The organism is Brevibacterium sp. FME17 (assembly GCF_014897515.1).
GTDB lineage: Bacteria > Actinomycetota > Actinomycetes > Actinomycetales > Brevibacteriaceae > Brevibacterium.
Map to the genome: position 1 here is coordinate 33,477 of NZ_JABUYD010000024.1, position 26,655 is coordinate 60,131.

General features: G+C 61.9%; 29 protein-coding genes, 1 pseudogene and 1 other annotated feature. Of the genes and pseudogenes, 16 read left to right on the top strand and 14 right to left on the bottom strand.

From position 1 onward, the window contains the following. Window positions 1–75: 75 nt before the first annotated feature. Window positions 76–1,695, bottom strand: coding sequence for a hypothetical protein (locus INT40_RS17190; protein WP_193096568.1), 1,620 nt, complete (start codon window positions 1,693–1,695; stop codon window positions 76–78). 169 nt (window positions 1,696–1,864) lie between these two features. On the opposite strand from INT40_RS17190, the gene orn reads away from it, so the two are divergent. From orn to INT40_RS17205, 3 genes are all read left to right on the top strand, one after another. Further along, on the top strand, window positions 1,865–2,470 hold the full coding sequence (orn, locus tag INT40_RS17195; RefSeq protein ID WP_101574222.1) for an oligoribonuclease: 606 nt from the start codon (window positions 1,865–1,867) through the stop codon (window positions 2,468–2,470). Window positions 2,471–2,555: 85 nt separating this feature from the next. Further along, window positions 2,556–2,981: an ArsR/SmtB family transcription factor gene (locus INT40_RS17200; protein WP_101574221.1), complete on the top strand. Its 426-nt coding sequence runs from the start codon at window positions 2,556–2,558 to the stop codon at window positions 2,979–2,981. Further along, window positions 2,978–4,669: a SulP family inorganic anion transporter gene (locus INT40_RS17205; protein WP_101574220.1), complete on the top strand. Its 1,692-nt coding sequence runs from the start codon at window positions 2,978–2,980 to the stop codon at window positions 4,667–4,669. Before INT40_RS17200 ends, INT40_RS17205 begins: the two co-directional genes overlap by 4 nt. Before the next feature lie 74 nt (window positions 4,670–4,743). Here the strand turns inward: INT40_RS17205 and INT40_RS17210 are convergent, their stop codons facing one another. Together INT40_RS17210 and INT40_RS17215 are read right to left on the bottom strand one after the other, a co-directional pair. Then, window positions 4,744–5,664 (bottom strand): SCO6745 family protein, encoded by a 921-nt coding sequence (locus INT40_RS17210; protein WP_101574219.1) that lies wholly within the window; start codon window positions 5,662–5,664, stop codon window positions 4,744–4,746. A 36-nt stretch (window positions 5,665–5,700) separates the two neighbouring features. Then, window positions 5,701–6,453 (bottom strand): FadR/GntR family transcriptional regulator, encoded by a 753-nt coding sequence (locus INT40_RS17215; protein ID WP_101574218.1) that lies wholly within the window; start codon window positions 6,451–6,453, stop codon window positions 5,701–5,703. A gap of 221 nt (window positions 6,454–6,674) precedes the next feature. On the opposite strand from INT40_RS17215, the pseudogene INT40_RS17220 reads away from it, so the two are divergent. The 9 genes and pseudogenes from INT40_RS17220 to INT40_RS17260 form a co-directional block, all read left to right on the top strand. Next, window positions 6,675–7,364: pseudogene (locus INT40_RS17220) on the top strand ((Fe-S)-binding protein); the annotation flags it as partial. Between the two features lie 314 nt (window positions 7,365–7,678). Next, window positions 7,679–9,226: a lactate utilization protein B gene (locus INT40_RS17225; RefSeq protein WP_413463558.1), complete on the top strand. Its 1,548-nt coding sequence runs from the start codon at window positions 7,679–7,681 to the stop codon at window positions 9,224–9,226. After that, the gene (locus tag INT40_RS17230; protein ID WP_226831590.1) at window positions 9,223–9,990 is read left to right on the top strand and encodes a LutC/YkgG family protein; all 768 of its coding nucleotides are present in this window, start codon (window positions 9,223–9,225) and stop codon (window positions 9,988–9,990) included. Before INT40_RS17225 ends, INT40_RS17230 begins: the two co-directional genes overlap by 4 nt. Before the next feature lie 49 nt (window positions 9,991–10,039). Continuing rightward, window positions 10,040–10,768 (top strand): DUF2993 domain-containing protein, encoded by a 729-nt coding sequence (locus INT40_RS17235; RefSeq protein WP_193096570.1) that lies wholly within the window; start codon window positions 10,040–10,042, stop codon window positions 10,766–10,768. Window positions 10,769–10,807: 39 nt separating this feature from the next. Further along, window positions 10,808–12,337 (top strand): SulP family inorganic anion transporter, encoded by a 1,530-nt coding sequence (locus INT40_RS17240; RefSeq protein ID WP_257930240.1) that lies wholly within the window; start codon window positions 10,808–10,810, stop codon window positions 12,335–12,337. Between the two features lie 349 nt (window positions 12,338–12,686). Continuing rightward, on the top strand, window positions 12,687–14,006 hold the full coding sequence (nhaA, locus tag INT40_RS17245; RefSeq protein ID WP_193096571.1) for a Na+/H+ antiporter NhaA: 1,320 nt from the start codon (window positions 12,687–12,689) through the stop codon (window positions 14,004–14,006). 21 nt (window positions 14,007–14,027) lie between these two features. Then, entirely contained in the window at window positions 14,028–15,278 is a 1,251-nt protein-coding gene (locus INT40_RS17250) for a M20 family metallo-hydrolase (protein WP_193096572.1), read from the top strand. Between the two features lie 95 nt (window positions 15,279–15,373). After that, window positions 15,374–16,693 carry a glutaminase gene (locus INT40_RS17255; RefSeq protein WP_193096573.1) on the top strand — a complete coding sequence of 440 codons (1,320 nt, stop codon included), beginning with the start codon at window positions 15,374–15,376 and terminating at the stop codon, window positions 16,691–16,693. A gap of 50 nt (window positions 16,694–16,743) precedes the next feature. After that, window positions 16,744–17,562 (top strand): siderophore-interacting protein, encoded by an 819-nt coding sequence (locus INT40_RS17260; protein ID WP_193096574.1) that lies wholly within the window; start codon window positions 16,744–16,746, stop codon window positions 17,560–17,562. A gap of 29 nt (window positions 17,563–17,591) precedes the next feature. On the opposite strand, the gene INT40_RS17265 is transcribed toward INT40_RS17260, so the two are convergent. The 3 genes from INT40_RS17265 to INT40_RS17275 form a co-directional block, all read right to left on the bottom strand. Continuing rightward, window positions 17,592–18,515, bottom strand: coding sequence for a dihydrodipicolinate synthase family protein (locus INT40_RS17265; RefSeq protein ID WP_193071795.1), 924 nt, complete (start codon window positions 18,513–18,515; stop codon window positions 17,592–17,594). Continuing rightward, window positions 18,512–19,075 (bottom strand): hypothetical protein, encoded by a 564-nt coding sequence (locus INT40_RS17270; RefSeq protein ID WP_193071796.1) that lies wholly within the window; start codon window positions 19,073–19,075, stop codon window positions 18,512–18,514. Before INT40_RS17270 ends, INT40_RS17265 begins: the two co-directional genes overlap by 4 nt. Window positions 19,076–19,144: 69 nt before the next feature. Beyond that, a complete protein-coding gene (locus tag INT40_RS17275) occupies window positions 19,145–19,573 on the bottom strand; it encodes an organic hydroperoxide resistance protein (RefSeq protein ID WP_193071797.1) in 429 nt (142 codons plus the stop codon). 214 nt (window positions 19,574–19,787) lie between these two features. Here INT40_RS17275 and INT40_RS17280 point away from each other — a divergent pair, with 214 nt between their 5' ends. From INT40_RS17280 to INT40_RS17290, 3 genes are all read left to right on the top strand, one after another. Further along, window positions 19,788–20,099, top strand: a complete 312-nt coding sequence (locus INT40_RS17280) for a transposase (RefSeq protein ID WP_193071798.1) — start codon at window positions 19,788–19,790, stop codon at window positions 20,097–20,099. After that, window positions 20,060–20,176: a sequence feature (AL1L pseudoknot), on the top strand. Its footprint overlaps the gene before it by 40 nt. Continuing rightward, window positions 20,096–21,019: an IS3 family transposase gene (locus INT40_RS17285; RefSeq protein WP_193071799.1), complete on the top strand. Its 924-nt coding sequence runs from the start codon at window positions 20,096–20,098 to the stop codon at window positions 21,017–21,019. Its footprint overlaps the feature before it by 81 nt. Before INT40_RS17280 ends, INT40_RS17285 begins: the two co-directional genes overlap by 4 nt. 273 nt (window positions 21,020–21,292) lie before the next feature. Next, complete coding sequence (locus tag INT40_RS17290) at window positions 21,293–22,276, top strand: IS110 family transposase (protein WP_193071800.1); 984 nt, start codon at window positions 21,293–21,295, stop codon at window positions 22,274–22,276. Between the two features lie 4 nt (window positions 22,277–22,280). Here the strand turns inward: INT40_RS17290 and INT40_RS17295 are convergent, their stop codons facing one another. The 5 genes from INT40_RS17295 to INT40_RS17315 all read right to left on the bottom strand — a co-directional run bounded on the left by INT40_RS17295 (window position 22,281) and on the right by INT40_RS17315 (window position 24,459). Continuing rightward, complete coding sequence (locus INT40_RS17295) at window positions 22,281–22,427, bottom strand: hypothetical protein (protein ID WP_180959058.1); 147 nt, start codon at window positions 22,425–22,427, stop codon at window positions 22,281–22,283. Further along, window positions 22,424–23,065 carry a hypothetical protein gene (locus INT40_RS17300; RefSeq protein ID WP_193071801.1) on the bottom strand — a complete coding sequence of 214 codons (642 nt, stop codon included), beginning with the start codon at window positions 23,063–23,065 and terminating at the stop codon, window positions 22,424–22,426. Before INT40_RS17300 ends, INT40_RS17295 begins: the two co-directional genes overlap by 4 nt. Continuing rightward, complete coding sequence (locus tag INT40_RS17305) at window positions 23,065–23,274, bottom strand: hypothetical protein (protein WP_101574205.1); 210 nt, start codon at window positions 23,272–23,274, stop codon at window positions 23,065–23,067. The genes INT40_RS17300 and INT40_RS17305 overlap by 1 nt, the downstream gene beginning before the upstream one ends. Window positions 23,275–23,394: 120 nt before the next feature. Next, the gene (locus INT40_RS17310; protein ID WP_101574204.1) at window positions 23,395–23,799 is read right to left on the bottom strand and encodes a hypothetical protein; all 405 of its coding nucleotides are present in this window, start codon (window positions 23,797–23,799) and stop codon (window positions 23,395–23,397) included. 24 nt (window positions 23,800–23,823) lie between these two features. Beyond that, a complete protein-coding gene (locus tag INT40_RS17315; RefSeq protein ID WP_101574203.1) occupies window positions 23,824–24,459 on the bottom strand; it encodes a hypothetical protein in 636 nt (211 codons plus the stop codon). Window positions 24,460–24,607: 148 nt separating this feature from the next. Between INT40_RS17315 and INT40_RS17320 the strand changes: the two genes are divergently transcribed. After that, window positions 24,608–24,862 carry a DUF3263 domain-containing protein gene (locus INT40_RS17320; RefSeq protein WP_319020896.1) on the top strand — a complete coding sequence of 85 codons (255 nt, stop codon included), beginning with the start codon at window positions 24,608–24,610 and terminating at the stop codon, window positions 24,860–24,862. A gap of 40 nt (window positions 24,863–24,902) precedes the next feature. Here INT40_RS17320 and INT40_RS17325 read toward each other — a convergent pair whose 3' ends face one another. The 3 genes from INT40_RS17325 to INT40_RS17335 all read right to left on the bottom strand — a co-directional run. Continuing rightward, a complete protein-coding gene (locus INT40_RS17325; protein ID WP_180959057.1) occupies window positions 24,903–25,130 on the bottom strand; it encodes a hypothetical protein in 228 nt (75 codons plus the stop codon). A gap of 76 nt (window positions 25,131–25,206) precedes the next feature. After that, window positions 25,207–25,752 carry a hypothetical protein gene (locus INT40_RS17330; protein WP_193071502.1) on the bottom strand — a complete coding sequence of 182 codons (546 nt, stop codon included), beginning with the start codon at window positions 25,750–25,752 and terminating at the stop codon, window positions 25,207–25,209. A 148-nt stretch (window positions 25,753–25,900) separates the two neighbouring features. After that, window positions 25,901–26,655 (bottom strand): hypothetical protein (locus INT40_RS17335; protein WP_226831593.1); only part of this gene is annotated, 755 nt, incomplete at its 5' end.

A 26,655-nucleotide genomic window follows, 5' to 3' on the forward strand; every position in this document is an offset into this window, starting at 1 on the left:
CGGGCCCGCGACTATTTCAAACTGCGGCCCTGCGACTATTCAGCCTCGGGACCAGCCGACTATTCTAAGCCCGGGCTATTTCAGTTCGACGCCGCTGAGAGTCTCCAGGCCGCCGATGAGGCGGACCTTGCCATCCTTGGGCACGAGGAACGTCAGGACCTGGGTTGTCTTCGTCGTCACCGGCTTCTGGGTGCTGTCGGATCCGGTCAGCTCCTTCTGCGGGGTGGACAGAGTCAAGGTTCCGGTGCGTCCGTCAACGGATTCCGGAGAGATCGTGGACTCGGCCTCGACGACTCCGGTGACGACGGCGGCGTCTCCGGCAGTCCCCTGCGCGACGATCTCCTTGCCCGAGGTGTACTTGTAGTCGACCTCGGCCTTGCCGTCTTCGGCACTCTTCTTCTGTGCTGCCTGGTTCTTCCAGATCGACTTCGAGAAGTCATCGGTCTCGAACTTCTTGGCTTCCTTCGAGTCCTTCCCCGAACCCAGCGCCTTGGCGTAGTCGGAGACTGCCTTCTCCGGGGTCGTCACGAAGTCCTTGGTCTTCGGATCAAGGAGTGCCGATCCCTGTCGGGAGTCGGGAATGTCGGGAAGTTTGGTGCCCGGGACCAACTGGGTCTGTGACCACAGTTTGTAGTCGGAGCGCGGATCTTCCTGGGTCAGGACGAGGAGCTGGGTGTCATTGCCCGCCGAGGTGATGAGGCTGGTCATGCGCGGCCAAGAATCGGTGGCCGCGGTGTAGTTGACGACGACCTTCTCTTTGGCCACTGCCGGCGGCAGCTTCTGCTTCTCGACCTTCTCCTGCACCTTGTAGGCGTCTTCGCGCTGCTGCAGGGCAGGCCCGGTTGCACGCTTCTTCAGCTTGGCGCTGTCAGTCTTCTTATCCGCAGCCTTGATGTCGTCGGCCACGGAGTCGAGGATTCGTTTGGCCTGGTCGTCGTTGACGCCGGCTGCTGCAGTGCTCGGGGCCTCCGAGGGCTCAGGCTTGGGCAGCTCTTCAGGTCCGCAGGCGCTCAGAGCGAGCACCGGCACGATCGCGAATGCGGTTCCGTATTCCGCCAGTTTGCGGCGGCGTTCCTGGCGGGCCGTGCGCCGATTCTTCTCCTTCTTCGCGCTCTTGCGGTTGAAGAAGAGAACGACGATGCCGCCGACGAACAGTGCCCCGCCGATGATCATCAGGGGGATGGCCCAAGGGGTCTCCGCGTGGTTGGGCCAGGAGATGGTGACGGTCTTGACGTCGCCTGGTTCACCGCTGCCGGCGATGAGGAAGCCTGTCCGGTTCGCATCATCGGTCCAGTCGAGCTTGACCGAGTCTGCTCCGGTGACTTCGGCGGTCCAGAGGTCGGCTCCGGCCGGGCTGGGCATCTTGGCATCGCCGTTTTCGGGCTTCACGGTCAGTCCGCCATCGGGTGCCAGTCCCGTCACGTGTGCGACTGGGGAGTTTCCGGTCCAGGCGTCGACGTTTTCGATCGGGGCCTGAGCGATCGTCAGATCACCGGAGCCCTTGGCCTCGAGGGTCGCGGGGGTTTCGTAGAGATTGAGCATTCCGGGGTCGACGACGACAGCCGGTGTGTCTGCATCGATCTCTGTGGTCGCGGTGATCTGGTCGTCCGGCGCCCACAGGGTCTTCTGCAGAATTCCGAGGCCTCCGACAACGACACCCACCACCATGAGAATCACAGCAAGTGTGTAGCGCACGTACGAACCCTTCCCTCAACAAAGTCTCTTCTGGTCCCACGTTGACCCGTGGGACAGTCCAAGTTTAAGTCACTGCGCGCGTATTGTTTTTGTGCGTGTACTCAGCGTGTGTCGGTGCGCACAGCGAAGCGAGATGCCCACGGCCCACGCTCTGCTTTAAGCTGGGCTGGTGAGCAACGACAAAATTGTGTGGATCGACTGTGAAATGACCGGCCTCGACGAAGTCAGGGACGAGCTCATCGAAGTGGCGGCTGTGATCACCGACTTCGACCTCAATCCCCTTGACGAGGGCATCGACATCGTCATCAAGCCCTCCGCTGCGGCGTTGGAGAACATGAACGACTTCGTCACCCAGATGCATACGAGTTCGGGACTCATCACCGAACTCGATGCGGGTACGACGGTCGCCGACGCGCAGGCTCGGGTGCTCGAGTACATCAAGCAGCATGTCCCGGAGGCCGGCAAGGCACCATTGGGCGGCAATTCCGTGGGCACCGACAAGGTGTTCCTCACGAAGCAGATGCCTGAGCTCGTCGATCACCTCCACTACCGGATCATCGATGTGTCCTCGATCAAGGAACTGAGCAAGCAGTGGTTCCCCCGCGCCTACTTCCAGTCCCCAGAGAAGCACGGCGGCCACCGTGCCCTCGGCGACATCCTCGACTCGATCATGGAGCTCCAGTACTACCGGAAGGCCGTCTTCTCAGCTGAGGGGCCGACGTCAGAAGAGGCGAAGTCCATTGCCGCCGAGGTGGGGTCACATATCTCGCGCTGAGCCGGCATCGCAGCGCTCCCGCACCGATTTAAGAAAACCGCGCAATGCGCCGTTTTCTTCGTACTTGTGAAATGATGACTTCATCATGCCACTAAATCACATGCAGCGGCCTCTGTATGAGGTCAAAGCGAACCTGTTCAAGGGCCTGGCCCACCCGTATCGAATCCGGATCCTCGAGCTCCTCGCCGGTGCTCCGGAGGTCAGTGTCACCGATCTGCAGGCCGAGACCGAGCTCGAAGCCTCCCATCTGTCCCAGCATCTTGCCGTTCTGCGCCGACACCGCCTGGTCGAATCGGAGCGTCGGGCCAGCCATGTCTACTACCGCCTTGCCGACCGGCGCACCGCCGAACTGCTCTCCGTGGCCAGGTCGCTGCTGCTGTCGATGCTCGAAGACGATGGGGGCCGCTTAGCCCAGGCCCAGACGCTGCCGCAGATTCCAGGTGGCCCTGCAGCTGTGGACAACGCCGCGACTGCGGGCAGCACCGCGGCCACGGGCGAGCCCACGTCATGACTTCGCCTACCACCACCTCGGCGACCCTGCGGGCCGCTTTCCAGCGGGTGCGTTCTCTGCTGCCGGGCGTCTCCGACTACAGCGAGACCCGCCGTTCCTGGCCCAAGGACCTCGTTGCCGGTGTCACCGTCGGCATCGTCGCCCTTCCGCTGGCGCTCGGCTTCGGTGTGAGTTCGGGCCTCACGGCGGAGCAGGGCCTGATCACTGCGATCGTGGCGGGGTTGCTCGCTGCGGTCTTCGGTGGCTCGCATGTCCAGATCTCGGGACCCACCGGTGCCATGGCGGTCGTGCTCGTGCCCATCGTCGCCTCTCAGGGCGCCGAGGCTGTGGTGGTGGTGACGCTCATCGCCGGGATCATCGTCGTGGCTGCCGGGCTGCTGCGTCTGGGGCGCGCGGTCTCATTCATTCCCTGGCCGGTGATCGAGGGGTTCACCCTGGGCATAGCCTCCATCATCTTCTTGCAGCAGGTCCCGTTCGTCACCACGCCGGCAGATTCGCGGCCCGGTGAGCACAGTACGAATGCGCTCGTCGCGGCCGCTCAGCTCATCGGCGAGGCTGACTGGTCCTATCTGCCCTATTCTCTGACGGCGGTCGCGATCGTCGTCGTGTGCATGGTCCTGGCACCGAAGATCCACTCCTCGATCCCGGGTTCGCTCGTCGGCATCGTCATCGCCACGGTCCTCGCCGCTCTCGTGCCCAATCCTCTGGCGACCATCGGAGCGATTCCACGCTCGCTGCCCCTGCCCTCTGTCCCGGCCATCGACCTCGGTGCCATCGGTGGGCTGCTGCCGGCGGCGGGGACGATCGCGGCGCTGGCCGCGATCGAATCGCTGCTCTCGGCACGGGTGGCCTCCTCGATGTCGGATGCGGGCGCCTACCGTCCAGATCGGGAGTTGGTCGGACAGGGCATCGCGTCCATCGGCTCCTCACTCTTCGGCGGCATGCCCGCCACGGGTGCGATCGCTCGCACCTCGGTCAATATCCGGGCCGGTGGTCGCACCAGGCTGGCATCGATCGTCCACGCCCTCGTTCTGCTGGCCATCGTCCTCGCCGCGGCCGCGCCGGTAGGCCAGATTCCCCTCGCGGCACTGGGCGGAGTCCTCTTCGTCACCGCGGTGCGGATGGTTCATCTGACCACGGTGCGTGCCATCATGCGCTCCACGCGTTCCGATGCCGCAGGCTTCGTCATCACCGCGCTGATCACGATCTCCTTCGATCTCATCATCGCCGTCGGAATCGGCATGGTGGTGGCCGCTGCCTTCGCGCTGCGCAATCTGTCCCGGACGACAGGAGTGACGATCGAAGAGGTCTCCGCTGGAGAGGACACGCAGCCCGGCGACGACTCGATCTCGATCGTGCGCTTCGATGGGCCGCTGTTCTTCGCCTCCTCCGATCGGGTCTTCGACGAGGTCATGGAACTCGACGGGATCCTCGTCGTGATCCTGCGGATGTCTCAGCTCGAACTCGTCGATGCCTCCGGTGCACGCATCCTCGCCGAGGTGGTCCACACCTTCGAACGCCGCGGAATCACGGTGCTCATCAAGGGCGTCAAGGACGCCCACGTCGATCTGTTTCGGCACGTCGGTGTCCTCGGTGCGCTCAGGGACAAAAGGCACCTCTTCGATGACCTGCCCTGTGCGATCGAGCACGCCCGCTCCCACGTGGAGAGGGCCTCAACTCGACGCTGATACGAGGCTGGCTCGAAGTTGCCTCGATGCTGATTCGACGCTGTCTCGAGTCAGACCCAACGCTGGTCCGACGCTCAGCTGGCCTTCTTGGCCGGCTGGGCAAAGATCGTGGCCGGGAAGGCACCCGACTGGGCCAGGACTTTGATCAGGCTGCGGCTCGGAGACACGAGTGCCTCGATCTCCTCATCACTGAGTGCTGACCAGGCGGCGGCGACCGTGCCGTCGGTGAGCTGCTCGACCTGTTCCTTGAGATCGCGGCCGGCATCGGTGATGGCCGGCAGGTCGAAGCCGCGCTCGTCGGCATCGACGGTGATGAGTCCGGCTTCGGCCAGGCGCGTCTGCGCGCTCTTCCATTCCTCATCGGTGAATCCACGGGTCTTCTGCGCCGCACGCGGCTTGAACGAGGCGCCCGTGGCGACATCGAGCATGAGTGCGTCGATGCCTGGAACACCTGCCGTCACGAGCGAGGCCACATGGCCGTCTCCCCGAAATTCTCGGGCAATCGTCGCCACGTCCCATAGCTGCTCGAACGCGGTGTTGGCCGTGTGCGCGGAGACTGCGTCCGCTGTGGCCTGGGCCAACACCCGACCCGAGAAGTCCATATTCGCCAGCACCGGCGTCATGGCTGTGGCCAGCTCCGTGGCCGCCTCGGTGAGCAGGGCTATGTCCTCGCGGGATTCGAAGAGTTCGGCCATGAAGACGGCCACCGCATCGAAGCGAGCTTGGACCATGGTTTCCGGTGAGACCTTCTCCCACAGCTTCGGGAACTGGTCTGAGAGGAAGGCGTGTGAGTAGTTGTAGTAGGCGGCGCTGACGACCCCGGCGTTCACGCGACCCAAGGGCGCCGACCGTGCCGCCAGGGTCCCTTCGACTCCGGTTTCGAGTCCGTGTTTGGCATATTCCTGCCCCACGGTCTCGGAGAAGTACATGGCCGAGTGGAATGAGTTGAGACGCGAAGAGACGGTCCTGATGTTCTGTGTGCGTGAAGGGTTCATGGTGCCAATCCTAGGGTCAGGTTCCTGTTGTGCTGGTCATGTTCGTGCCGCACCGATGTCGGTGGTGCTGGCGAACCAATGGATATGGGCCGCGCATTCGCGCCGCGCCCGGTCAGCATCGCCGGTCAGAATGGCGTCGAGGAGACCGGCGTGTTGTTTCGTAAGTTCGGCTTGCACCCAGGCCCAGTCTTGGGTCGCGGCGGCCGCCGACGAGACATAGTCGATGATGCTGCTCGAGAGTGAGGCGAGGATGATGTCGGTGACCGGGTTGCCTGCGGCAGCGCACAGTTCACGGTGGAATCGGGCGTCGAGATCGTGGAAGGATTCCTTGACGATGCCGGGTTCGCGCATCTTAGCCAGGAGCTCATCCGCTCGCTTGAGGTGGGCCTCACCCAGTCCCCCATTTGGGACGATTGCCCCGGCCTCATCGTGACCGGCGGCGACAGCTTCTGCGGCGGTGGCGACCGCATCGGATTCGAGAACGACTCGTGTCGTCAGCACATCCGCAGGGGCGATATGTCGGGCCGAGACGTGCAGCTTCAGGGCCCGTGACAGGCCGACCGAGGGCTCGGAGACGATGACCGATCCGGCTCCTGGCCCCGATCCGACGCCGGAGCGGATGAGGCCGACGGCGTCGAGGATGCGGATGGCTTCGCGCACACTGGAGCGCGAAACGCCGAAGCGCTCGGCCAGGCTCCGCTCCCCCGGCAGCCGGTCGCCCAGGGTGAGGCTGCCGTCGAGGAACGCACGCTCGATTCCGGCAAGCACTATTTCATAAGCCTTATTCATCGTAATTGTCTTTTCGCCGTCCGTGAGTCAGTCAGAAGGCCCGGCATCTGCGCGGTGCCGATGTCACCAGCACCGAGGTCTTTGCTGGAACTTTCCTCTATGATATGGTCTGACCACATTTGTGACAAGAACCACTTCCGTCGCATTCGATCGACCTCCGCCCAGAGGCCATGCCCCGGATCCGATTCTTGGCGCTGCAGGCAACTCGGCTTGGAGGTCAGATGAAGATTGCACTGTTCGCCACGTGCATCGTCGATGCCATGTACCCGGAGGTCGCTCAGGCGACCGTGACGATTCTGCGCAGACTCGGACATCAGGTGATCTTCCCCGAAGGCCAGTCCTGTTGCGGTCAGATGCACATCAACTCCGGCAAGTTCGCGCAGGCCGAACCGGTCATCGCCAACCACGTTCGGGCCTTCACCGACACCGAATGGGACGTCGCCGTCGCCCCTTCCGCCTCCTGTGTGGCCTCGCTGGGACACCAACAGCCCATGGTCGCCAGCCGGATGGGCAACGATGCCCTGGCCTCGGAAGCCGCCGAAGTGGCCGGACGCACCTATGAACTCTCCCAGTTCCTCACCGATGTCCAAGGCGTCACGGATGCCACAGCGGACCTCGGATCGTATTTCCCCCACCGCGTGACCTACCACCCCTCATGCCACGGGATGCGCCTGCTGCGTCTCGGTGATCGGCAGTCCGATCTGCTGCGCTCCGTCGAGGGGATCGACTACGTCGAACTTCCGCTCGCGGACTCGTGCTGTGGCTTCGGAGGGACGTTCTCGGTGAAGAACCCGGAGGTCTCTTCGACGATGCTCGCCGATAAGATCCGCACCGTCCAGTCGACCGGCGCCGAGGTCTGCACCGGCGGAGACGCGTCCTGTCTCCTGCACATGGGCGGCGGAATGTCCCGCTTCCAACGCACCGGGAATTTCGAGGGCACCCCAGACGTCACGGCCGTGCATGTGAAGCACACAAGCTCAAACGATCCGTGCGATGACAATAGCGATGACAATACGGACCACCTCACGGCTGTCGTGGGCGCTGGTGGCGATGACCACCTGGGCTCGAGCGGAGACAGCACGCGCCCGACGGAGCCGAGCAAAGTCCAGTCGGGTCTGCGAGTCGGGCAGTCCACGGTCCACCTGGCTCGGATCCTCGCTTCGACCAAGGAGGACCCATTGCGTGTCCAAAGTGAAGGAGCAACCGTGAGTGGAGGGAGCCTGCGATGACCTTTCTGGGAATGCCGCTGCTGCGGTCCACACACCACGACGACCATGAGATCCCCGGTGGGCAGGGCAACATCATCGAAGACGAGTCCTTCGCGAAGGTCTCGCACCGACATCTGTCGAACCAACAGCTGCGCGACAACATCGGACATGCCACCGCCTCGATCCGCGATAAACGCGCCGAGGTCGTGGCCGAACTTGATGACTGGGAGGCCCTGCGCGAGGCGGGATCACGAGCCAAGAATCATGTGATGGAGAACCTGCCCGAGTATCTGGCGCAGTTCGAAGAGAAGTTCACCGCTGCCGGCGGAATCATCCACTGGGCACGCGATGCCGATGAGGCCAACGCCATCGTCACCGAACTCGTCGAGGCCAACGCTCCTGTCCTCGACTCGGGGCGTCGTGAGGTGATCAAGGTCAAATCGATGGCGACCGAGGAGATCGGGCTCAACGAGCACCTCGAGACTCAGGACATCGATGCGCTCGAAACCGACCTCGCCGAACTCATCGTCCAACTCGGCGACGACAAGCCCAGCCACATCCTCGTCCCCGCCATCCACCGCAACCGCGATGAGATCCGCGACATCTTCATGGACAAGATGCCCGACGCCGATGAGCTGACGAACGAACCGGCGGTCCTCGCCGAGGCAGCCCGACGATATCTGCGCTCCAAGTTCCTGACGACGAAGGTCGCGATCTCCGGAGCGAACTTCGGCATCGCCGACACCGGGACGCTCGGCGTCGTCGAATCAGAGGGCAATGGCCGCATGTGCCTGACCCTGCCGGAGACCCTGATCACGGTGATGGGCATCGAGAAGCTGCTGCCCAGCTTCGACGATCTCGAGGTCTTCCTGCAGCTGCTGCCCCGGTCCTCGACCGGGGAGCGGATGAACCCGTACACCTCCTTCTGGACGGGCAAGACTCCCGGTGACGGTCCGCAGAACGTGCACCTCGTCATCCTCGACAACGGACGCACCCGCGCCCTGGCCGATGAGCACGGACGCACGGCGCTCAACTGCATCCGCTGCTCGGCGTGCATGAACGTCTGCCCCGTCTACGAACGCACCGGCGGCCACGCCTACGGATCGACCTACCCTGGTCCGATCGGCGCTATCCTCTCACCGCTGATGACCGGCGTGAAGACCGAGGAGAACGGGTCGCTGCCTTATGCCTCGAGCCTGTGCGGAGCCTGCTACGACGTGTGCCCGGTCAAGATCAACATTCCCGAGATCCTCGTCCACCTGCGCAACGAGGACGTCGAAGCCAACCACTCCCCTGTCTCCTCCCAGCTCGACACAGCGCTGACCGGAGCGTCGTGGATGATGAGCGAGGGCAAGAGGATGGCCGCGGCCGAATCCGGTCTGCCCCTCGCCCACAAGGCCACCGGAGGCAATCCGATCAACTCGCTGCCGGGCATCGCCGGCGCATGGACCTCGAGCCGTGACATCCCCGGGCTGCCGGAGAAGAGCTTCAGGGCGTTGTGGTCCGAGGACGAAGCCCGCACCCAGGACGAGGCCCGTGCAGAGGAAGAGGACGACGAGACATGACGGACACCGCACGAGAAGAAATCCTCGGCCGCATCAATCAGGCCCTCGGTCGCCGAGGCGGGGGCGAGTACGTCTCCTCCGCCTCCGGGACCGTCCCCACCGGTTCACCCGCTGAAGCTGCGGGGTCCAGGACCGGTGCGGGCCACGGCGCCGAGGACACCTCCGATGACGCCGGTTCGACGACTCCCGCAGCCGGCGGGGGCATGGTCAATCAGAGCGCGGACTATCTGCGCACCGGCACACATTCCGGCGAGGACCTCATCGAACTCCTCGTCGACCGACTTGAGGACTACAAAGCCAACGTCCACCGCGTCACCGGCGACCCTGCTGCGACCATCGCAGGACTCCTTGAGACGGGTTCGAAAATCGTCGTGCCCCGCGGACTCGACGAGGCCTGGCTGCAGGAATTCTCCGGTGAGATCTCGGTCGACACTCCGGGTCAGGAGCTCAGCGTCCCCGAACTCGACACGCAGGCGGCAGTGGTGACCGCCTCGGCGGTGGCGATCGCGCAGACCGGAACCATCGTCCTCGACGGATCACCGGAGTGCGGCAGAAGGGCGATCACGCTCGTACCCGATCATCACGTGTGTGTCGTCCGCGTCGCCGACATCGTCGATATCGTGCCCGAGGGGATCGCACGTCTGACTCCGGAGGCGGCACTGACGTTCATCTCCGGGCCCTCGGCGACGAGCGACATCGAACTCAAACGCGTCGAGGGCGTCCACGGTCCGCGCACCCTCGACGTGGTCATCGTCGAGGAGTGAATCGGTCCCACTGCGACAGGGACAGTCACGGTACGCGACAATGGTGCCCATGACGACGGCTCGAACTCTGGAGTACCCGCACGAACCACCTCGGCGACGAAAGCGGCGGACGAAACTCATCGTCACCGCGGTCATCATCGTGGCCACGCTGCTCATCGGCTTCATCGCCGCCGACCGGGTGGTCGACTTCACCACCGAGTCGAAGATCACCGAGGGCCTTAAGCCCTACGGCGATGCAGATGTGAACGTCGATGGCTTCCCGGTGCTGACGCAGATGGCCGGGGGAAAGCTCAATACAGTGCATGTCACTGCCGATCGGGCCCACTATGAGAACGTCGACTTCACCGACGTCGATGCGAAACTCTTCGACGTTCCCGTCGACACCTCACGACCGATCGGCACGGTGGAGGCAAGCGGGGTGATTCCGCTGGAGACGATCGACTCGCTGGCCGCCGAACACGCCACGCTGCCCAGCGGCATGAAGTTCATCACGATCGACGACAAGCTCTTCCTCAAGGGCTCACTGCTCGGTCAGGATCTGCTCGTCGGCATCGAACCCAAGGCACAGTCCCGACAGGTCGTCGTCGATGCCACCACGATCAGGCTCGGATCAGCTGAGGTCGACATCGATTCGATCCCCTCGTTTCTGACTTCGTCGATCTCAGACATCGTCATCGACCTCGACTCCCTGCCTGCCGGCCTCGAACTCACCGATATCAAGGCCACCGATAGCGGCCTGGTCGTCAGCCTCCACGGCACCGGCGTCTCGCTGAACTGACTTACACGGCGCCGGAGACGAGCCGGTAATGTTCGTCTGGTGACGACATCACCCATCATTGACTTAGGCGACGATCCCGCCCGGTACCGCCCTGAACCCTCCGTGCTCGCTGCACTGCGTTCACCGCGGCTGCTCACTCGTGAGGTTCTCGCCGGACTCGTCGTGGGCTTGGCGCTCATCCCGGAGGCGATTGCGTTCTCCATCATCGCCGGGGTCGATCCGAAGGTCGGGCTGTTCTCCGCCTTCATCATGGCTGTATCGATCGCTTTCCTCGGCGGCCGGCCGGCGATGATTTCGGCCGCGACGGGGGCCGTCGCCCTGGTCATCGCCCCCGTCGCCCGCACCTACGGCATGGACTTCTTCATCGCAACCGTCATGCTGGCCGGAGTCTTCCAGATCTTGCTGGCGGGCTCAGGGGTTGCCAAGCTCATGCGCTTCATTCCCCGCAGCGTCATGGTCGGCTTCGTCAATGCACTGTCGATCCTCGTCTTCTCCGCCCAGCTGCCCCATGTCATCGGAGTGCCGTGGCTTGTCTACCCACTGGTGGGGCTCGGAATCCTCGTCATGGTGCTGATGCCGAAACTCACGAAGATCGTCCCCGCGCCTCTAGTCTCCATCGTCCTCATCACCGCCATCACAGTGCTCTTCGCCGTCGATGTGCCCACGGTGCGTGATCAGGGTGAACTGCCCCGCAGCCTGCCCCAACTCTTCATCCCAGATGTTCCTCTGACGTGGGACACCTTCACCACGATCGCGCCGTATGCGCTGGCGATGGCGCTCGTCGGTCTGATGGAGTCGCTGATGACGGCCAAACTTGTCGATGAGATCACCGATACCCATTCGAACAAGACCCGTGAGAGCTGGGGGCAGGGGGTGGCGAACATGATCTCCGGCCTCTTCGGCGGCATGGGCGGATGCGCCATGATCGGTCAGACGATGATCAATGTGAAGGCCTCCGGAGCGCGGACTCGCATATCGACGTTCATGGCCGGAGCGTTCCTTCTCATCCTCGTCGTCGTACTCGGCGATATCGTCAGCATCATCCCCATGGCCGCACTCGTGGCGATCATGATGATCGTGTCCATCGACACCTTCGAGTGGCATTCGATCCGCCCCTCGACTCTGAAGCTGCTGCCCAAGAGTGAAACCTTCGTCATGATCGCAACAGTGGTCGTCGTGGTTCTCACCGGAAACCTTGCGATCGGCGTGGTCATCGGAGTCTTCATCGCCAGTGTTCTCTTCGTCCGACGCGTCGCACACTTCGTCACCGTCGACCGAGAGGTCACCGAGGCTGGAGCCGCAGCTGGGGCGAGCGCACACTACAGGGTCACCGGCGAGCTGTTCTTCGCCTCGTCGAATGATCTGACAACACAGTTTCACTATTCGCACGATCCCGATCGCATCGTCATCGATATGAGCGGCTCCCATGTCTGGGATGCCTCGACCGTGGCAGCCCTCGATGCGATCGTGACGAAATACGAGCAGCTGGGCAAGAGCGTAGAACTCATCGGCATGAATGAGTACACAGAGCGCCTCCACGCCCGGCTCTCCGGCGGTCTGGGGTCCTGAGCCCGCAGGCTGGACTCGTGAACGTGCGGGGGCGTCCGGTAAACTGGCCCCGATGATTCCCACACAGCCCGACTCCGTATTCACACCGCAGGTGTGGGTCCTTGGGCACTCAGGCACAAATGGTTACATCACCTCGTGGGGACTGATGATGTCGGGCACAGCTCCACTTCTGGCCGGTGACCAACCCCGGCCCGCTATCTGCGCAAACTGCTGACTGAACAGACTGCCCTCTGAACACGCCGTCATGAGCACGACCGCCTCGGCGTTCGATCACTGACTGTTTCATCAGAGCACCCGCACAAGTGTCGGGCCGGAGAAGCACACCTTCCGGCAATGAAATGGACCCATCGTGACTTCACCATCCCCCGCCACCGCACCCGCCACCGGCTTTCGCCTGTTCACGTCCCTGCGCAAGGACACCGTGGGCGGCGGACTCCTCGTCATCGCCGCTCTCACGGCTCTCATCTGGGCGAACTCTCCGCTCTCTGACTCATACTTCGCGCTCAGAGACATCGAGGTCGGCTTCGCCCCGTGGCACCTGCAGCTGAGTCTGGGAACGTGGGCCGCCGACGGTCTGCTGGCGATCTTCTTCTTCCTGGTCGGAGTGGAGCTGAAGACCGAGTTCACCCACGGGGATCTGCGCAGCTTCCGCACGGCCATCGTCCCGATCACTGCTGCTGCCGGCGGGGTCATCGTCCCTGCCCTCATCTACACGGTGCTCATGGTCTCCCACCCGGAGCTGTTGCGCGGGTGGGCGATTCCCACTGCGACGGACATCGCGTTCGCCGTCGCGATCCTCGCAATCATCGGCTCCCATCTGCCCAAGTCGCTGCGCGTCTTCCTTCTCACCCTCGCCGCCGTCGATGATCTGCTGGCGATCGGCATCATCGCCGTCTTCTACACCGAGACCATTACCTTCGTCCCCCTCCTGGCGGCCGTTGCGGTCATCATCGCCTACGGACTCATCGCCTCCCGGTTCAGAACATTCTTCGTCGACCGCGCCTGGGCAGCCTGGGTCATCCTGCTGCCGTTGGGACTCATCGCCTGGGCGCTCATGCATTCCTCCGGTGTCCACTCCACAATCGCAGGCGTGCTGCTCGGGTTCACCATCCCCGCCCTGGCCAGCCGAAGAAAGGCACGTCAGGCTCGCAAGGCGAAGAGCTCCCGCCTCAACGCTCAGAGCGACGAAGAGCGGCCCAACCTCGCTGAGATGATAGAACACCGCCTGCGCCCCCTGTCCGCGGGGTTCGCGGTCCCCGTGTTCGCCTTCTTCGCCGCGGGTGTCGCCGTGGGCGGCCTCGAGGGGCTGGCTACGGCGTTCACACAGCCGCTGACCTTTGCGATCATGGCAGCCCTAATTGTGGGCAAACCGTTGGGGATTCTGACTTCGACGTGGCTGGTCACCCGATTCACCTCGGCCGGACTGGACCAGAGCCTGAAGTGGCCCGATCTGGCAGGGGTCGGTCTGCTCGCAGGAATCGGGTTCACGGTGTCCCTCCTGGTCGCCGAACTCAGCTTCGCCCCGGGTTCCCCGGACCACGACTATGCGAAGGTCGCGATTCTCAGCGCCTCGGTCATCGCGGCGCTGCTGGCATTGGTGGTCTTGGGCGGCAGGAACCGCCGGTACCGCAAGGCAGAGAACGCTACTCTGGGTGTGGACCACCTCTGACGGCACCACCAGAAAGGCTCAATGATGAGCACCATCACCCCGGTAGGACAACGCTTCGAGTCCGAACTCACCCAGCTTTCCACTCTCGTCGACTCGGACCGTCCGGGGTGGACGAGGCGAGCGCTGAGCGAGTTCGACGTCGCCGGTCGCGACTACGCTCGGACACTGATGAAGCAGGCGGGCCTAACGACACGGATCGACGGGGCCGGCAATGTCATCGGGGTGCTGCCCGGTCGCCTCGGCGGGCGAGAGATCATGCTCGGGTCCCATACCGACACCGTTGACGGCGGTGGCCGCTTCGATGGGATCACCGGAGTCCTCGGCGCCATCGAGGTCGTGCGGCTGCTGCGGGAGAACAACGTTCGACTCGACCATGATCTTGTGGTCGTGGTCTTCTTCAACGAGGAGCCCAACGACTTCGGTTTCTTCTGCGTAGGCTCCCGGGCGATGACCGGACTCGTCGACCGCACTACTCTGGCCGCCACGGACACCAGTGGCCGCAGCCTCGCCGAAGCTCTGCCTGAATCCGGGATCGACCCCGAAGCCTTCCTCGATGCACGCTACGACTTCTCGAAGGTCACCGCGTTCCTCGAACTCCACATCGAGCAGGGGCCGGAGCTGGAGCGGATGGGCAGACAGATCGGCGTGGTTGAGACGATCACCGGGATCAATCACTTCAAAGCGCTCTTCACCGGACGGCAGGATCATGCCGGTACGACCCCGATGGATGTCCGCGCCGACGCCGGGTGTGCGGCCGCCGGCACCGTGCTCGCCGTTGAATCGATCGCCGAGTCCGGGACGAACACCCGCGGCACCAGTGGTCAGATCCAGTTCACTCCCGAGGCTGTGAATGTCGTCTCGGCCAATGCCAGCGTCGAAGGCGAATTCCGCGGCCCCGACGGTTCATGGCTGCATGAGGCGCAGCGCAGGCTCACCGATGCCGCCAGTCAGAATGCTGATGCACGCGGTGTGCATGTGGAGATGGAGTGGACCACGGACGATGCGCCCGTGCCGCTGCACGAACCGATCACCTCCACCATCGCCGAGGTGGCCGATGAGCTTGGTCACACACGCGCCACAATGTTCTCCGGCGCCGGTCACGACGCGGGGATCATCGCCGCCATGACTCAGGTGGGCATGATCTTCGTGCCCTCGCACGATGGCCGCAGCCACTGTCCCGAAGAATTCACCGAACTCGATGACATTCTCCCGGGAATCGAGGTACTGCTCGAGACCGTGCTGCGCCTCGACGGGACAGCACACTCAGGATAGTCTCCCCACCTGCACAGGGGTATGTGAGAATAGCAGTCGGGCAACAGCGGGCCCCAACACACTCAGCCGAATTTCATCACACTGCAGGAGGTGCAATGCGATCCCCTATCCCTGATTTCTTGGACGAGACTCTCGATCGTCACAGATCAGACCGGTCCGGTGAGAACGCGGACTACATACCCGATCTGGCCTCGGCCGATCCGGAGAAACTGGGCATCTGCATCTCCACCCTCGACGGGGTCGAATATGCCTCGGGTGATTCGGAATACGAGTTCTCCATCCAGTCGATGTCGAAGCCGTTCATCTACGGCATGGCCATCGAGCAGGAAGGGCTGGCAGCGGTCCTCGAGATGGTCGGTGTCGAGCCCAGCGGCGAAGCCTTCAACGAGATCTCTTTGGACAAGATGTCCGGTAAGCCGCTGAACCCGATGATCAATGCCGGAGCCATGGTCATCCATTCGCTCCTGGGTGAGCCGGGCACCTCACTGGCCGAGCGGATCGAGATTGTTCGGGCCGGCCTGTCCGAGTTCGCCGGTCGCGAGCTGCACATCGATGATTCGGTGGCCGAAGGCGAATGGGGTGAGGCCTACCGCAATGTCGCGATCGCCAATATGCTCCGGTCCTATGGTGTCTACACCGACCAGCCCGACGAGGTGGTCCAAGGTTATATCGCCCAGTGCTCGGTCGTCGTCACCACCAAAGATCTGGGAATCATGGCCGCCACTCTGGCCGCGGGCGGGGTCAATCCCATCACCGACAAGCAGGTGCTCTCACCCCGTGTGAACCGACATGTCCTGGGCGTCATGATGACGTGTGGCATGTACGACGCTGCCGGTGACTGGATGACAGAGGTCGGCATACCCGCCAAGTCCGGCGTCTCCGGCGGAGTCTTCGGGGTCCTGCCCGGGCAGGTCGGCATCGCCACCTTCTCTCCGCGCTTGGACAAGCACGGGACGAGTGTTCGCGGAGCCAATATCTTCCGGACTCTCTCACGCGAGTTGAGTCTGCACATCATGGACGCGCCCGAACCTGCCCGCTCGATCATTCGTCGTGACCGCCGCTTCGTGGATTCTCAGGGCGTCATGGTCCGCATCTGCAGCTTGCAGGGTCTGATCCAGTGGAGCGGTGCCGAAAACGTCATCCGGACCATGGACGCACCCGAATCCAATGTAGAGGCCTTCGTCCTCGACCTGCGCCGGGTCAACGAGATCAATGCGGTGGCCAGGCGCATGCTCACCGAGGCGATGGGTCGGCTCGAGGAGGACGGAAAGCGCATCGCGCTGATGGACCCCGAGGACATGCTCCTGTGCAAGAGTCCGAGCTCGTCCCTACCCGACGTCGAATACATCGACTCCCCCAAGGCGCTCAAGGGTCTGCGTCGGCTGCGTGAGGATTGGTCCCAGAGAGCCGTCTGACAAACCCCTTTGCTAAGGTGAGGCTAACTTATCCAATGAGAAGGAGCTTCATGACGAACCCACCGGTCTCAGAGACTCGTGCCCCGCGCCCGCCTCGCCCACAGGCCGTTCTGACCGTGCAAAAGGTCAAAGACATCACCCCGAACCTCATTCGGATCACGGTCGGTGGCGACGGCTTCGACGCGATCTCGCCGAACGAGGCGACAGACAAATACGTCAAACTCATGTTCGCCGACCCCGCACACGGGCTGACCCCGCCCTACGATCTGACGGAACTGCGCGAGAACTCCCCGGAGATGCTTCCCCGCAACCGCACCTACACCGTGCGGGAGTTCAACGAGGACGAGAAATGGCTGTCCCTAGACTTCGTCATCCACGGTGATGAGGGCGTCGCCGGGCCCTGGGCCAAACAGGTTCAGCCGGGCGACACGCTGGTCATGGTCGGCGCCGGAGGCAAATACCAGCCGAATCCGGATGCCCCATGGCACCTGCTCATCGCCGACCACACCGCGATCCCTGCCGTGAGCACGGCCCTCGAAGCCATCGACACCGAGGCGAAGGGAACCGTCATCGCCGCCGTAGCCGAGGAAGCAGACCGTGTGCTTCCGGTGACACCGGCTGGCATCACCGTGGTCTGGGTCGACAATGACGATGAGCTCATTGCCGCTGTTCGCGGTCTCAACTGGCCCGAGGGAACACCGCAGGTCTTCGCCCATGGCGAGCGGGAGACGATCAAAACGATTCGGAAGGTCCTCAAGGAACACGAGGTGCCACGAGAGTCTCTGTCGATCTCTGCCTATTGGGCCCGCGGTCGTGCCGAGGACCAGTTCCAAGCGGAGAAACGCGAACCCATCGGCAAGATCGACTGATCCTGTGGCCCATCAGCACCTTCGGTCGATCAGCTGAGATTGAGGGTCTCGACCACCTCGGCGACCTTTTCCTTCTGAGTATCGGTCAGGCCAAGGATCGGCAGGGGCAGGGACGAGGCGCCGACTAGTCCGAGATGTTCTGCGATGGCGGCGGTGACTCGCAGGCTGCCGCCGAATTCGGCGAGGAGGTCCCACAACGGCTGGAGCTGCGCGGAGAGTTCCGATGCTCTCTCCGCCTCACCGTTGAGTGCGGCTCGGGTGATGGCGAGCATTGGGCTCGGCAGGGTCCCACCGACTGCCGTGTACCAGGCATCGCAGCCGGCATTGAGTCCAGCTGCACCGAAGGCGTCGCCGGAGACCCCGATACTCACCTGGTTGTCGGTGGCGGCACGGATCGCCTCGACATGAGCGGTGAAGTCCGGTGGTGACATCGCCAGTCCGGGGATCTTGATCGAGGCCACGCCCTCAAGCGCGGCCAGGCGCGCGTAGAGGTCGGTGGTGAAGGTGAAGTGCGTCGTGCCGGGGTTATCGTAGACGACGACAGGAAGATCGCTTGCCGAAGTGACCGTCCGGAAGAGTTCGAATACGTCGTCCTCGGTCAACGGCTGATAGCTGACGGGAGCGAGCAGGAGGCCTTGGGCGCCAGCGGCCTCAGCGGCGCCTACGTTGGCCAGCACCTCCCGTGTGCGCAGTGCACCGACCCCGACGAACACGGGAATCCCGGCGGCACGGTCAACGGTCAGTCGGGCGACCCGGGCACGTTCGTCCGGGGTGAGGTAGACGTATGACCCGGTCGAGCCCAGGGCGGTGATCGAATCGACTCCGGCTGCGACGAGGCGGCCGATCAGTCCTTCATATGCAGCCTCGTCGATCTCCTCGTCCCGGATCGGGGTCAGCGGGAAGGCACTCAGACCGGTGAACAGTGTGCGCGAATGGTCTGCTGGATCTGTCATGTCATAGCCTCCGTGGAAGTCGCCTCGGTGTCAGTGGAAGCCACCGATCGCAGGTAGTGGTCGAGCTGGTGGAATTCGGGTTGGGCAGACGGGTCCATCACTGCTTCGGCACCGACGGTGTTGACCGGGCTGCGGGGCAGTGCCTTCGCGAAGGCCACCTGCCGACCGTGTTCGTACAGGGCCGAGCCCTGCGAGCCGTACGTGACTGCAACCAGCTTCGCCTCAGGCAGCTGCGGGAGCAGGTCGTATTCGGTTTCGTTGACGATGATGAGATCGGCGCGTTCGACCACCTCGGCGGGTAAGGGCAATGCCGGTGCGGCGTTGATGACGAATCGCCCGCGCACGGAATGTGACAGTTCTGTGATGAGGTCAAGGGAGATTTCGAGCTGCGTGAGCACGGACTCATGGGCGTGGAATTCTCGCCCGGCGAGGCTCACATGCGCATTCGCCCCTTCACAGACCGCGATCTGATTCTCACCGGCTGCGGGCAGGCGCTGGGTGGTGGCCATGATATCAGCGTTGATGCTGCCGACGACGGTGAGAGCGAGGTCAATGCTCATGTGTACTCCCACAACTCATGCCGGCACCCGAGTAGCTTCTCGGGTGCCGGCATGGTCGGTGGATGTTGGTCAGGAGCCGTGGACGACGAGCTCGACCGGGATGTTTCCGCGCGTGGCCTTCGAGTAGGGGCACAGCTCGTGGGTGCGATCGACGACCTTCTGTGCGGTGTCCTGGTCGGCGCCGGGGATGGTCACGGTGAGCTTGACGCTGATTCCGAAGCTCTCGCCCTCTTTGCCGATTCCGACTTCGGCGTTGACGACGGACTTCGAGGTGTCGACCCCGAGTTCCTTGCCGGCCAGGCCCATTGCGCCCTGGAAGCAGGCCCCGTAGCCGACAGCGAAGAGCTGCTCCGGGTTGGTTCCGCCACCGGGTCCGCCCATTTCCTTGGGGCTGCGCAGGTCAACGTCGAGTGCCTTGTCATCCGTGGTTCCATGACCGTCACGGCCTCCGGTGATTTCGGCCTTCGCGGTGTAGGCAATGCTCTCTGGGGTGTTCATAACACGTCTCCTCTTCGTCGAATCGTGATGTCACAGTTCGTGGTCCTTCACGCAGAAGGCACCTGGGACCGAGTATTGTCACTTCGCCGACGGAAGTCCATACCTGTGGATCCCTGATCAGCTAAAAGAGGAATCTCACGGGTCCCGGGTATGCGAAAAGTGAATCGCTCCGGGGATAATAGAGGCAGGGAGATTGGAAGAAGGAGATTCTCTCGTGCCAGTGAAATACACCGACGAACTCAAGGCTCGTGCCGTCGAGCTCGTCATGCATGCCCAAGCTGACCCCGATACTGCGAACGGGGCCATCACCCGCGTCGCGAACGAACTCGGGCTGAGCAAAGAAACCCTGCGAGTCTGGGTGCGCAAACACAAGGACTCCGGTAAAGCTACGCCGACGGAGTCAGTCGACCTTGAAGCTGAGAACCGCCGTCTGCGAGCCGAGTTAGCCGAGTCAAGACGGGCCAACGAGATCCTGAAGAAGGCCTCGGCTTTCTTCGCGGCGGAGCTCGACCGCCCATCAAAGTGATCGTTGACTTCATCGACGAGAACAAACACGAGTTTGGAGTCGAGCCAATCGTGCGCGCCCTGTCAGGGACTGCTGCGCGGATTGCTGTGAGCTCGTATTACGCCTTCAGAAAGCGGCAGCCCTCTGCCCGGACTCTTCGGGACCGGGAACTCATAGTCGTCATCAAGGACGTCTATGAGGCGAACTATTCGTGCTACGGGGTACGCAAGATGTGGAAGGCGATCAACCGTGACTACGCAGATCGGTTCGGCAACATCGCCCGGTGCACGGTCGAGCGGTTGATGAGGTGGCTGGGCATCGACGGGATCCGTCGGAAGCGGAAGCGTCCGAAGACGGCCTCGGCCAGGGCCGAGGAGTGCCCGAACGACCTCGTCGAACGCGAGTTCTCAGCAGCGGGACCGAACTGTCTTTGGGTCGCTGACATCACGTACGTGCCGACGACTGCTGGGTGGGTGTACACGACGTTCATCCTCGATGTCTTCCATCGTGAGATCGTGGGCTGGCAGGTGACGAACCATATGCGCGAGTTTCTAGCCAGGGATGCGTTGACGATGGCTCTGGCTGCGAAATTCCGTGCCGGCGAGGACGTATCCGGGCTTGTCCACCACTCGGATCGCGGCGTGCAATTCCGGTCGATTCGCTATGGCGAGACCCTGGCGGAGTCAGAGGTCGTGGCGTCTGTGGGGGCCCGTGGGGATTCCTACGACAATGCCATGGCTGAGGCGCTGAACTCGGTTTATAAGGCTGAGTTAATTGATCGGAAAGAGTGGTCGGGGTTGATTGAGGTGATGGCAGAGACGTCGAAATGGGTTTTTTGGTACAACCAGGAACGCTTGCATTCGGCGATCGGGTACCGGCCGCCGTTCGAGGTGCATGCTGCGTGGATCAACCAGGATGACATCGAGTCGGTAGCCGCTTAGGAAACCAAGGAAAACAGCCTCTACGAAACAGCGAGAATGGTAGTGAGGCTTCTGGCGGGATCTGACTTCCTATGAAACTGACGCTTCGGCTTTCGGAGTTGTCCTGCCCAGGACTCGTCGATACCGCCAGGAGCCTCGAGCAAAGTCTGGAAGACCAGGCTGAGCGGGGATGTGACTTCATAGGACCCTGTTCAACATGTCTCATCACTGTTGTGTCCTCCCGGCCCGGCTCGAGTCATCCAACACGTTACTCGTGAAGGAGAGGACCACATCATGAAGGCCTTACCTGTTTCGACTCACGAAACCATCATCGCGGGAGTCGATGCGCACAAGGACACTCACCATGTGACGATACTGACCCGGACAGGCGAAAAGATCGCTGATCGGCAGTTCAACGCCACCACCAGCGGATACAACAAACTGCTGGACTGGGTAGTTGGGTTCGGGGCCGTCGACAAGATCGGACTGGAATCAACGGGCTCGTACGCTGCAGGCCTGTCAAGATTCCTGGTCGATCATGAGGTCGATGTGCGCAAGACACTGGCCGGTGAAGCAACCGCGGTGCCAAAGGTGTCGACCGAGATCATCGAGTCCATCAGAGAGCTAACCGTGGTCCGGGCATCGGCGGTTAAAGCGCGTACTGTGGCTCTTGTTCAGCTCCAAGACGTTGCCATCACTGCTCCCGCTTCTCTTCGTGAGCGCTTGGATGCGCGATCGGGCAAAGGGCTGGCCAGACAGTGCGCCAAGCTTCGAGCAGATGGCGATCGTCTTGACGACCCCGAACAGGCCGCCAAACTGTGTCTGCATGGACTAGCCCACCGAGTACGCGACCTCGACACAGAGATCGCCACGCTCGATGGTCATCTGGACAAGCTGGTCACGATTGTGGCACCGACTCTGCTGTCACGAGTCGGGATCAGCACCAGGCACGCTGCTCAGTTCGTGATCACTGCCGGAGAGAATATCGACCGGTTGACGTCGGAGGCAGCGTTCGCCCGACTGTGTGGCACAGTTCCGATACCAGTTTCGTCAGGAAAGTCGCATCGAATGCGGCTTCATCGTGGTGGTGACCGGCAAGCGAATCGAGCACTGCACATGGTGACAGTCTGCCGGCTGCGATACGACGAGAGGACGATCGCTTACATGGAGCGTCGGCAAAGCGAGGGACTGTCGAAGAAGGACGCCATGCGGGGCTTGAAGCGATTCATTGCTAGAGAGGTATTTAATGATCTCAAAGTGGACCTCGGAATCGCTTGACAATCTATAGAACCGTCCCGGAGCTTGACAGGGCGTGGGCTTTGATCGTCATGCCTGCGGGCGTGGAGCCTGCCGCATGGTGTTCGACCGCGAGGAGACCGGCAGCACGGCGGATGCGTTCACGTTGGGCTTGCACCTGCTGGATCGTCACTTGGCGCCTCCCCCGACGTTGCGGAGGATCTTCGGGATCTCGGCTGCCGCGAGTTTCATCTGCTCCGGGGTGGCACCGATCGCGGGCAACAGGGCGGTGATGACTGCTTCGAACTGTTCACCAGTGCGCTCAGCGATGCGGACTTGTCGCTCATCCACACCCGCCTTCAACGTTTCGCTGGCGTACCGGGCGAGCTGGTCCTGGGCTTTGTGCAACAGCGTGTAGACAACGTGCTGGCGGGCTTCCTGGACGGTCTCAGACTTTCCGCCCATAGGGTTGTCTTCCTCGGACTCCTTCGTCTTCCCCCACCAGAGTTCACCGTCCGTTTCGAGGAGCTCCACCTGATGCCTGAGCCATTCGACCTCGCCGGCTTTGGACGCGACGAGGTCCAGGAGTGCCTGTGCGGGGTCTAGGTCGGTGTGGGGTGTGCCGAGGCGTCGGGCAACACGGGTGAGCTTCTCTTGCTCGAGGTTGCGGGTGGCGGCGGTCTTGGCGCGCTTGCTGGATCCCCCATGCACCCGGCAGACGGTGAGTCCGTGCACGGGGTAGGAGTTGCACTGCCGTTGGGTGGACTTGCTGAATCCTTGGCACTTGGCCGGGTCCCACCCGCTGCGATCGATGTCTTTGCGCTTGACCATCAGAGCCCACTGACTTCGGTGGTGACGTGGATGGTCGCGTCATTGGGGGCCGAGTGCCGGTGGTCTCCGATGGTGAGGGTGGAGGTGTCGGTGGCGGCTTCGAGGGTGATGTTGTGGAGTGTGCCGCGTGCGCAGCGACCGAGGTGTGCCAACGTCGGGAGGGTGACTGTCTTCCCGAGGGCGTCGGCGGTGAGGTTGCGAACTATCATGCACGGAGCATGCGACCGGACACGGGAAAGATGCCAGAGACGACACGCGGGAGACAAAAAGAGAGTGGCCCTAGCGCGTTTGCGTGGGCCACTCTTCAAGGTTGAAACTACTCTGGCGCGTTAGCCTTCGATAATCTGAAAATCACCTTTCAGCCGAAGTTCACCGACCTTGATCACCTGGAGGTCACCGACCTCAAGCTTCTTCCGGGCGTTCTCTTCTTGGAAGAAGATGTCCTCAACTGCGGCATCGCTCAAGAGCTCGATCGCTTCTCCACCATCGGGAGTCGGTCTGTACGTCGCCATGTAGTGGTATGCGTAAACGGTGTCACCGGATTCGATCGTGTGGTCGTCCGCATCCTCGACCTCACGTTCCTCCCAGCTGATTTTGTATTCTGGCTGCTCCTTCTGGACGCGAAGACACTCGGCTCTGCTAGCAAAAATACCAACCAACGGGTCGATCAATTCTTCATCGTCGAAGGGGGAGGTCTGTTCAGCGAATAACAGATACACAGTTTGGTTGCTCATGTCTCTAGTCTTTCTCTAGGAGAATCAGTGCGGTCCGCAGTTTGCGCTGCGTGGGCTTGCGTAGACGCGAGCCCAGTATGTGTGTCCGTGATAGCGGAGCCGGCCAATCGTACTGGCTGACCAATTGTGCTTCTTCTTACCTTTGCATAGGTAGTTCATGTTCTTCTGCTGGAACTTGACCGCCCAGTCTTTCTTGTCCTTGTATTTATACTTACCAACTTTGAGATCTTTGGCCTGCGCGGTTTGCGGTACCTGAATACCGGTTTTCACCCACATCAAAGCGTTTTTGTAGCGCAGTTGGGAGGCCATCTTGATCCCAGTCACCTTCTTCGTGCACACAGTGACTGGTTTGACTCCTCCGTAATCGTGGTTGCCCGAATCTCGCGTGTGGAAACTCTCAGGATAGAGCTTGCACGGACCGAATCTGGCACTCCCAGCCTGTGCTGACACGCCCCCAGGGTTCTCCTGCTCAATCTTGTCGAGCTTCTTCATCGCCTCCTCTTCAGTCTCTGCTTCGACGTAAGGTGAGGAGCCTTGTACGGTATTCAGATCTTCATCGGAGATTTGGTTGGGGGTTGTCGCTGCAGCTGGAGTCACAGCGAGGCTGACGAGCATTGTGGCCGCTGCGGCGCTAGCGACCAGTGTCTTCATCAGTTTCATGAGACTAACCTTCCGTTCTTTGCCCAAGTTAACTTACCGCCATTCAGCGGCACCTGAGAAGCTACCCGACTTCGCCCTTGCCGCACATCCCATGAAAGTATGAAGTTCAGCCTCTTCTGCCACGCTGGCCTCTATGGTTCCTGGCACTGTGAACGAGCTGTCCGCGCATGATCGGATGATCCTTGACCTCGAGAAGACAGCGTCATCTGCCGAAGCCCGTGAAGCGTTGTGCCGGCGCATTGATCTGCCGCCCGAGAAGTACGCTGTTGTGCTCGAGGGGCTGGTGGATACGGACGCGGCTTACAGTTACGCGCCAGACGTTGTGGAGCGGGTCAGGCTGTTGCGGGCGGAGCGGTTCGCGTTCGAACGACGACAAGGACGGTGGAAGACGTTCGTGCGTTAGCGCGACACCGCATGTTATCCCAACCTCGACCAGTGCCCGGTTACGGTTCGTGCTGTGCCTGCTGCCCTGCTTCGCCATTGTCTTCCTGGGCCCGGTGTTCCGCGAGCTGGCGTTCAAGGTCAGCGATTTTCACGTCCATGTCACGCCCATCATCTCTACCACCAGCCAAAATGAGGTTGCGTCTTTCAACTAGCTGGTCGTGTTCTTGGATAATGTCGACCTGCTCAGCAACGGCAGTGTTTACTAGCCACTTGTAGTGGTCAACCATCGCCTCAAGGTGAGGTCGAATGTGGCCACTAATGACGACCTTATCGCCAGCCTCGCGCAATAGTTTCTTGGCTGAACTATCTAGTCGGGCATTGTTTAGAAGTGGCTCCGTTGCCAAGCCCACAGATCCAGTGCCCGAGTCCAGGAAGGCGACGAAGGTCCAGGGGGGCTGAAAGAGAATGCAGTAGATGGTTTCTCAGCTTCCCGAAGAAGAGCCCGTACGGATGGTTGTTCTTAATCTCTTCATTTCGCCTCTTCGACTCTTCAATGTGATCATCGCTCAAGTACTTCTGCTCAATAATGCGCCCTTGCTCGACGACAGCACACAACCCAGATGTGTATGCAAGGATCGACTGGTCCAATGCAATGATCAGCTGGTCTTGCACCGACAGATCTCCGACATTTCTCGCTAGCTCTGAAGAAGCTTGATCGTCAGATTCACAATGATCTAAAAGTGCTAGGAATTGTATTGCGAATCCATGCCAGGATCTAAGAATCCTTCCATAGCTTGAGACCCGGATCGAAAACTTCTTCCCGGCGCAATTCTTGATGTCTTCGTCGGCATTCTTGAGGTGTTCTCGCCTCTCGTCGTCGGTAGCACCCTCTACTGGATCGCTGCTCATGAGTTCGGCTCCTTGCGACAGTGTCGTGGCACGACTGCCACTTTGGATATCGGATCAGTGCCGCGACCACTGCGCTTCCTACTCTTCCACCTCGCCTGAACTACTACGCTCCCAATAGTCACACGGTGCCTCCTACGGGAGCCGTGCCCTAACTCGAAAGACTGTTGGCGACACTCTTCAAGTGGTTCGCGAACTTCCGGGCGTCTGTTTCCTTCTTCGCTGGCGCTTCGATGAGGCCGGTAGATCCGTCGGTGAAGGAGATTACGATATAGACCTTATTTCGGTTCTTTCGCAACAGTCCACCAGCAACAGCTCCGATAGGGCCGAACAGTACACCGCCTGTCACGACTCGGGCAGCTGTGATCCGACTGCCGGCGTTTGCGCCAGCTTCAAATTCGACCTTTGCTCCTATGAGGTCGAACTCTTGACCCTCTCCGCGGAGTTTCCGTCCGTCGACTTTCCAGCCGTTGAAAGCTACTGGCCCGTCTGGAATCCGGACTGAAGTGAATGAGACTGGAGCCGACGAACCTGAAGCGGCTACTTCGTCATTGCCTGCTGCCCCTCTAGCGGTGATTAGCTTGGACAGGCGCTGGATCTCCTTCTGCTGCCTGCTGGTGTACCAGATCTCATGTGGCCGGCCAGCGCCGGTGGGAGCGTACCCGCGGGTGATGATCTCGTATGTTCCGGGTTTGCCGCCTTTAGGCTTCTCGTCGCTAACTTGAATGATCTGATCGAACGCGATCGTGACACCTGGTGTTGATCCGCCGAGCCTTCGCATCCGCCCGTGCGTGATGACGATAGCTTCGGGGGTGGTTGTTACTGTGGATCCACGGAATTTCGCGTCTCGGAAGTTGTCAAGGTGAATGAGGCCAAAGGGAGTTAGGCGGCTTGCTGATCGACGAC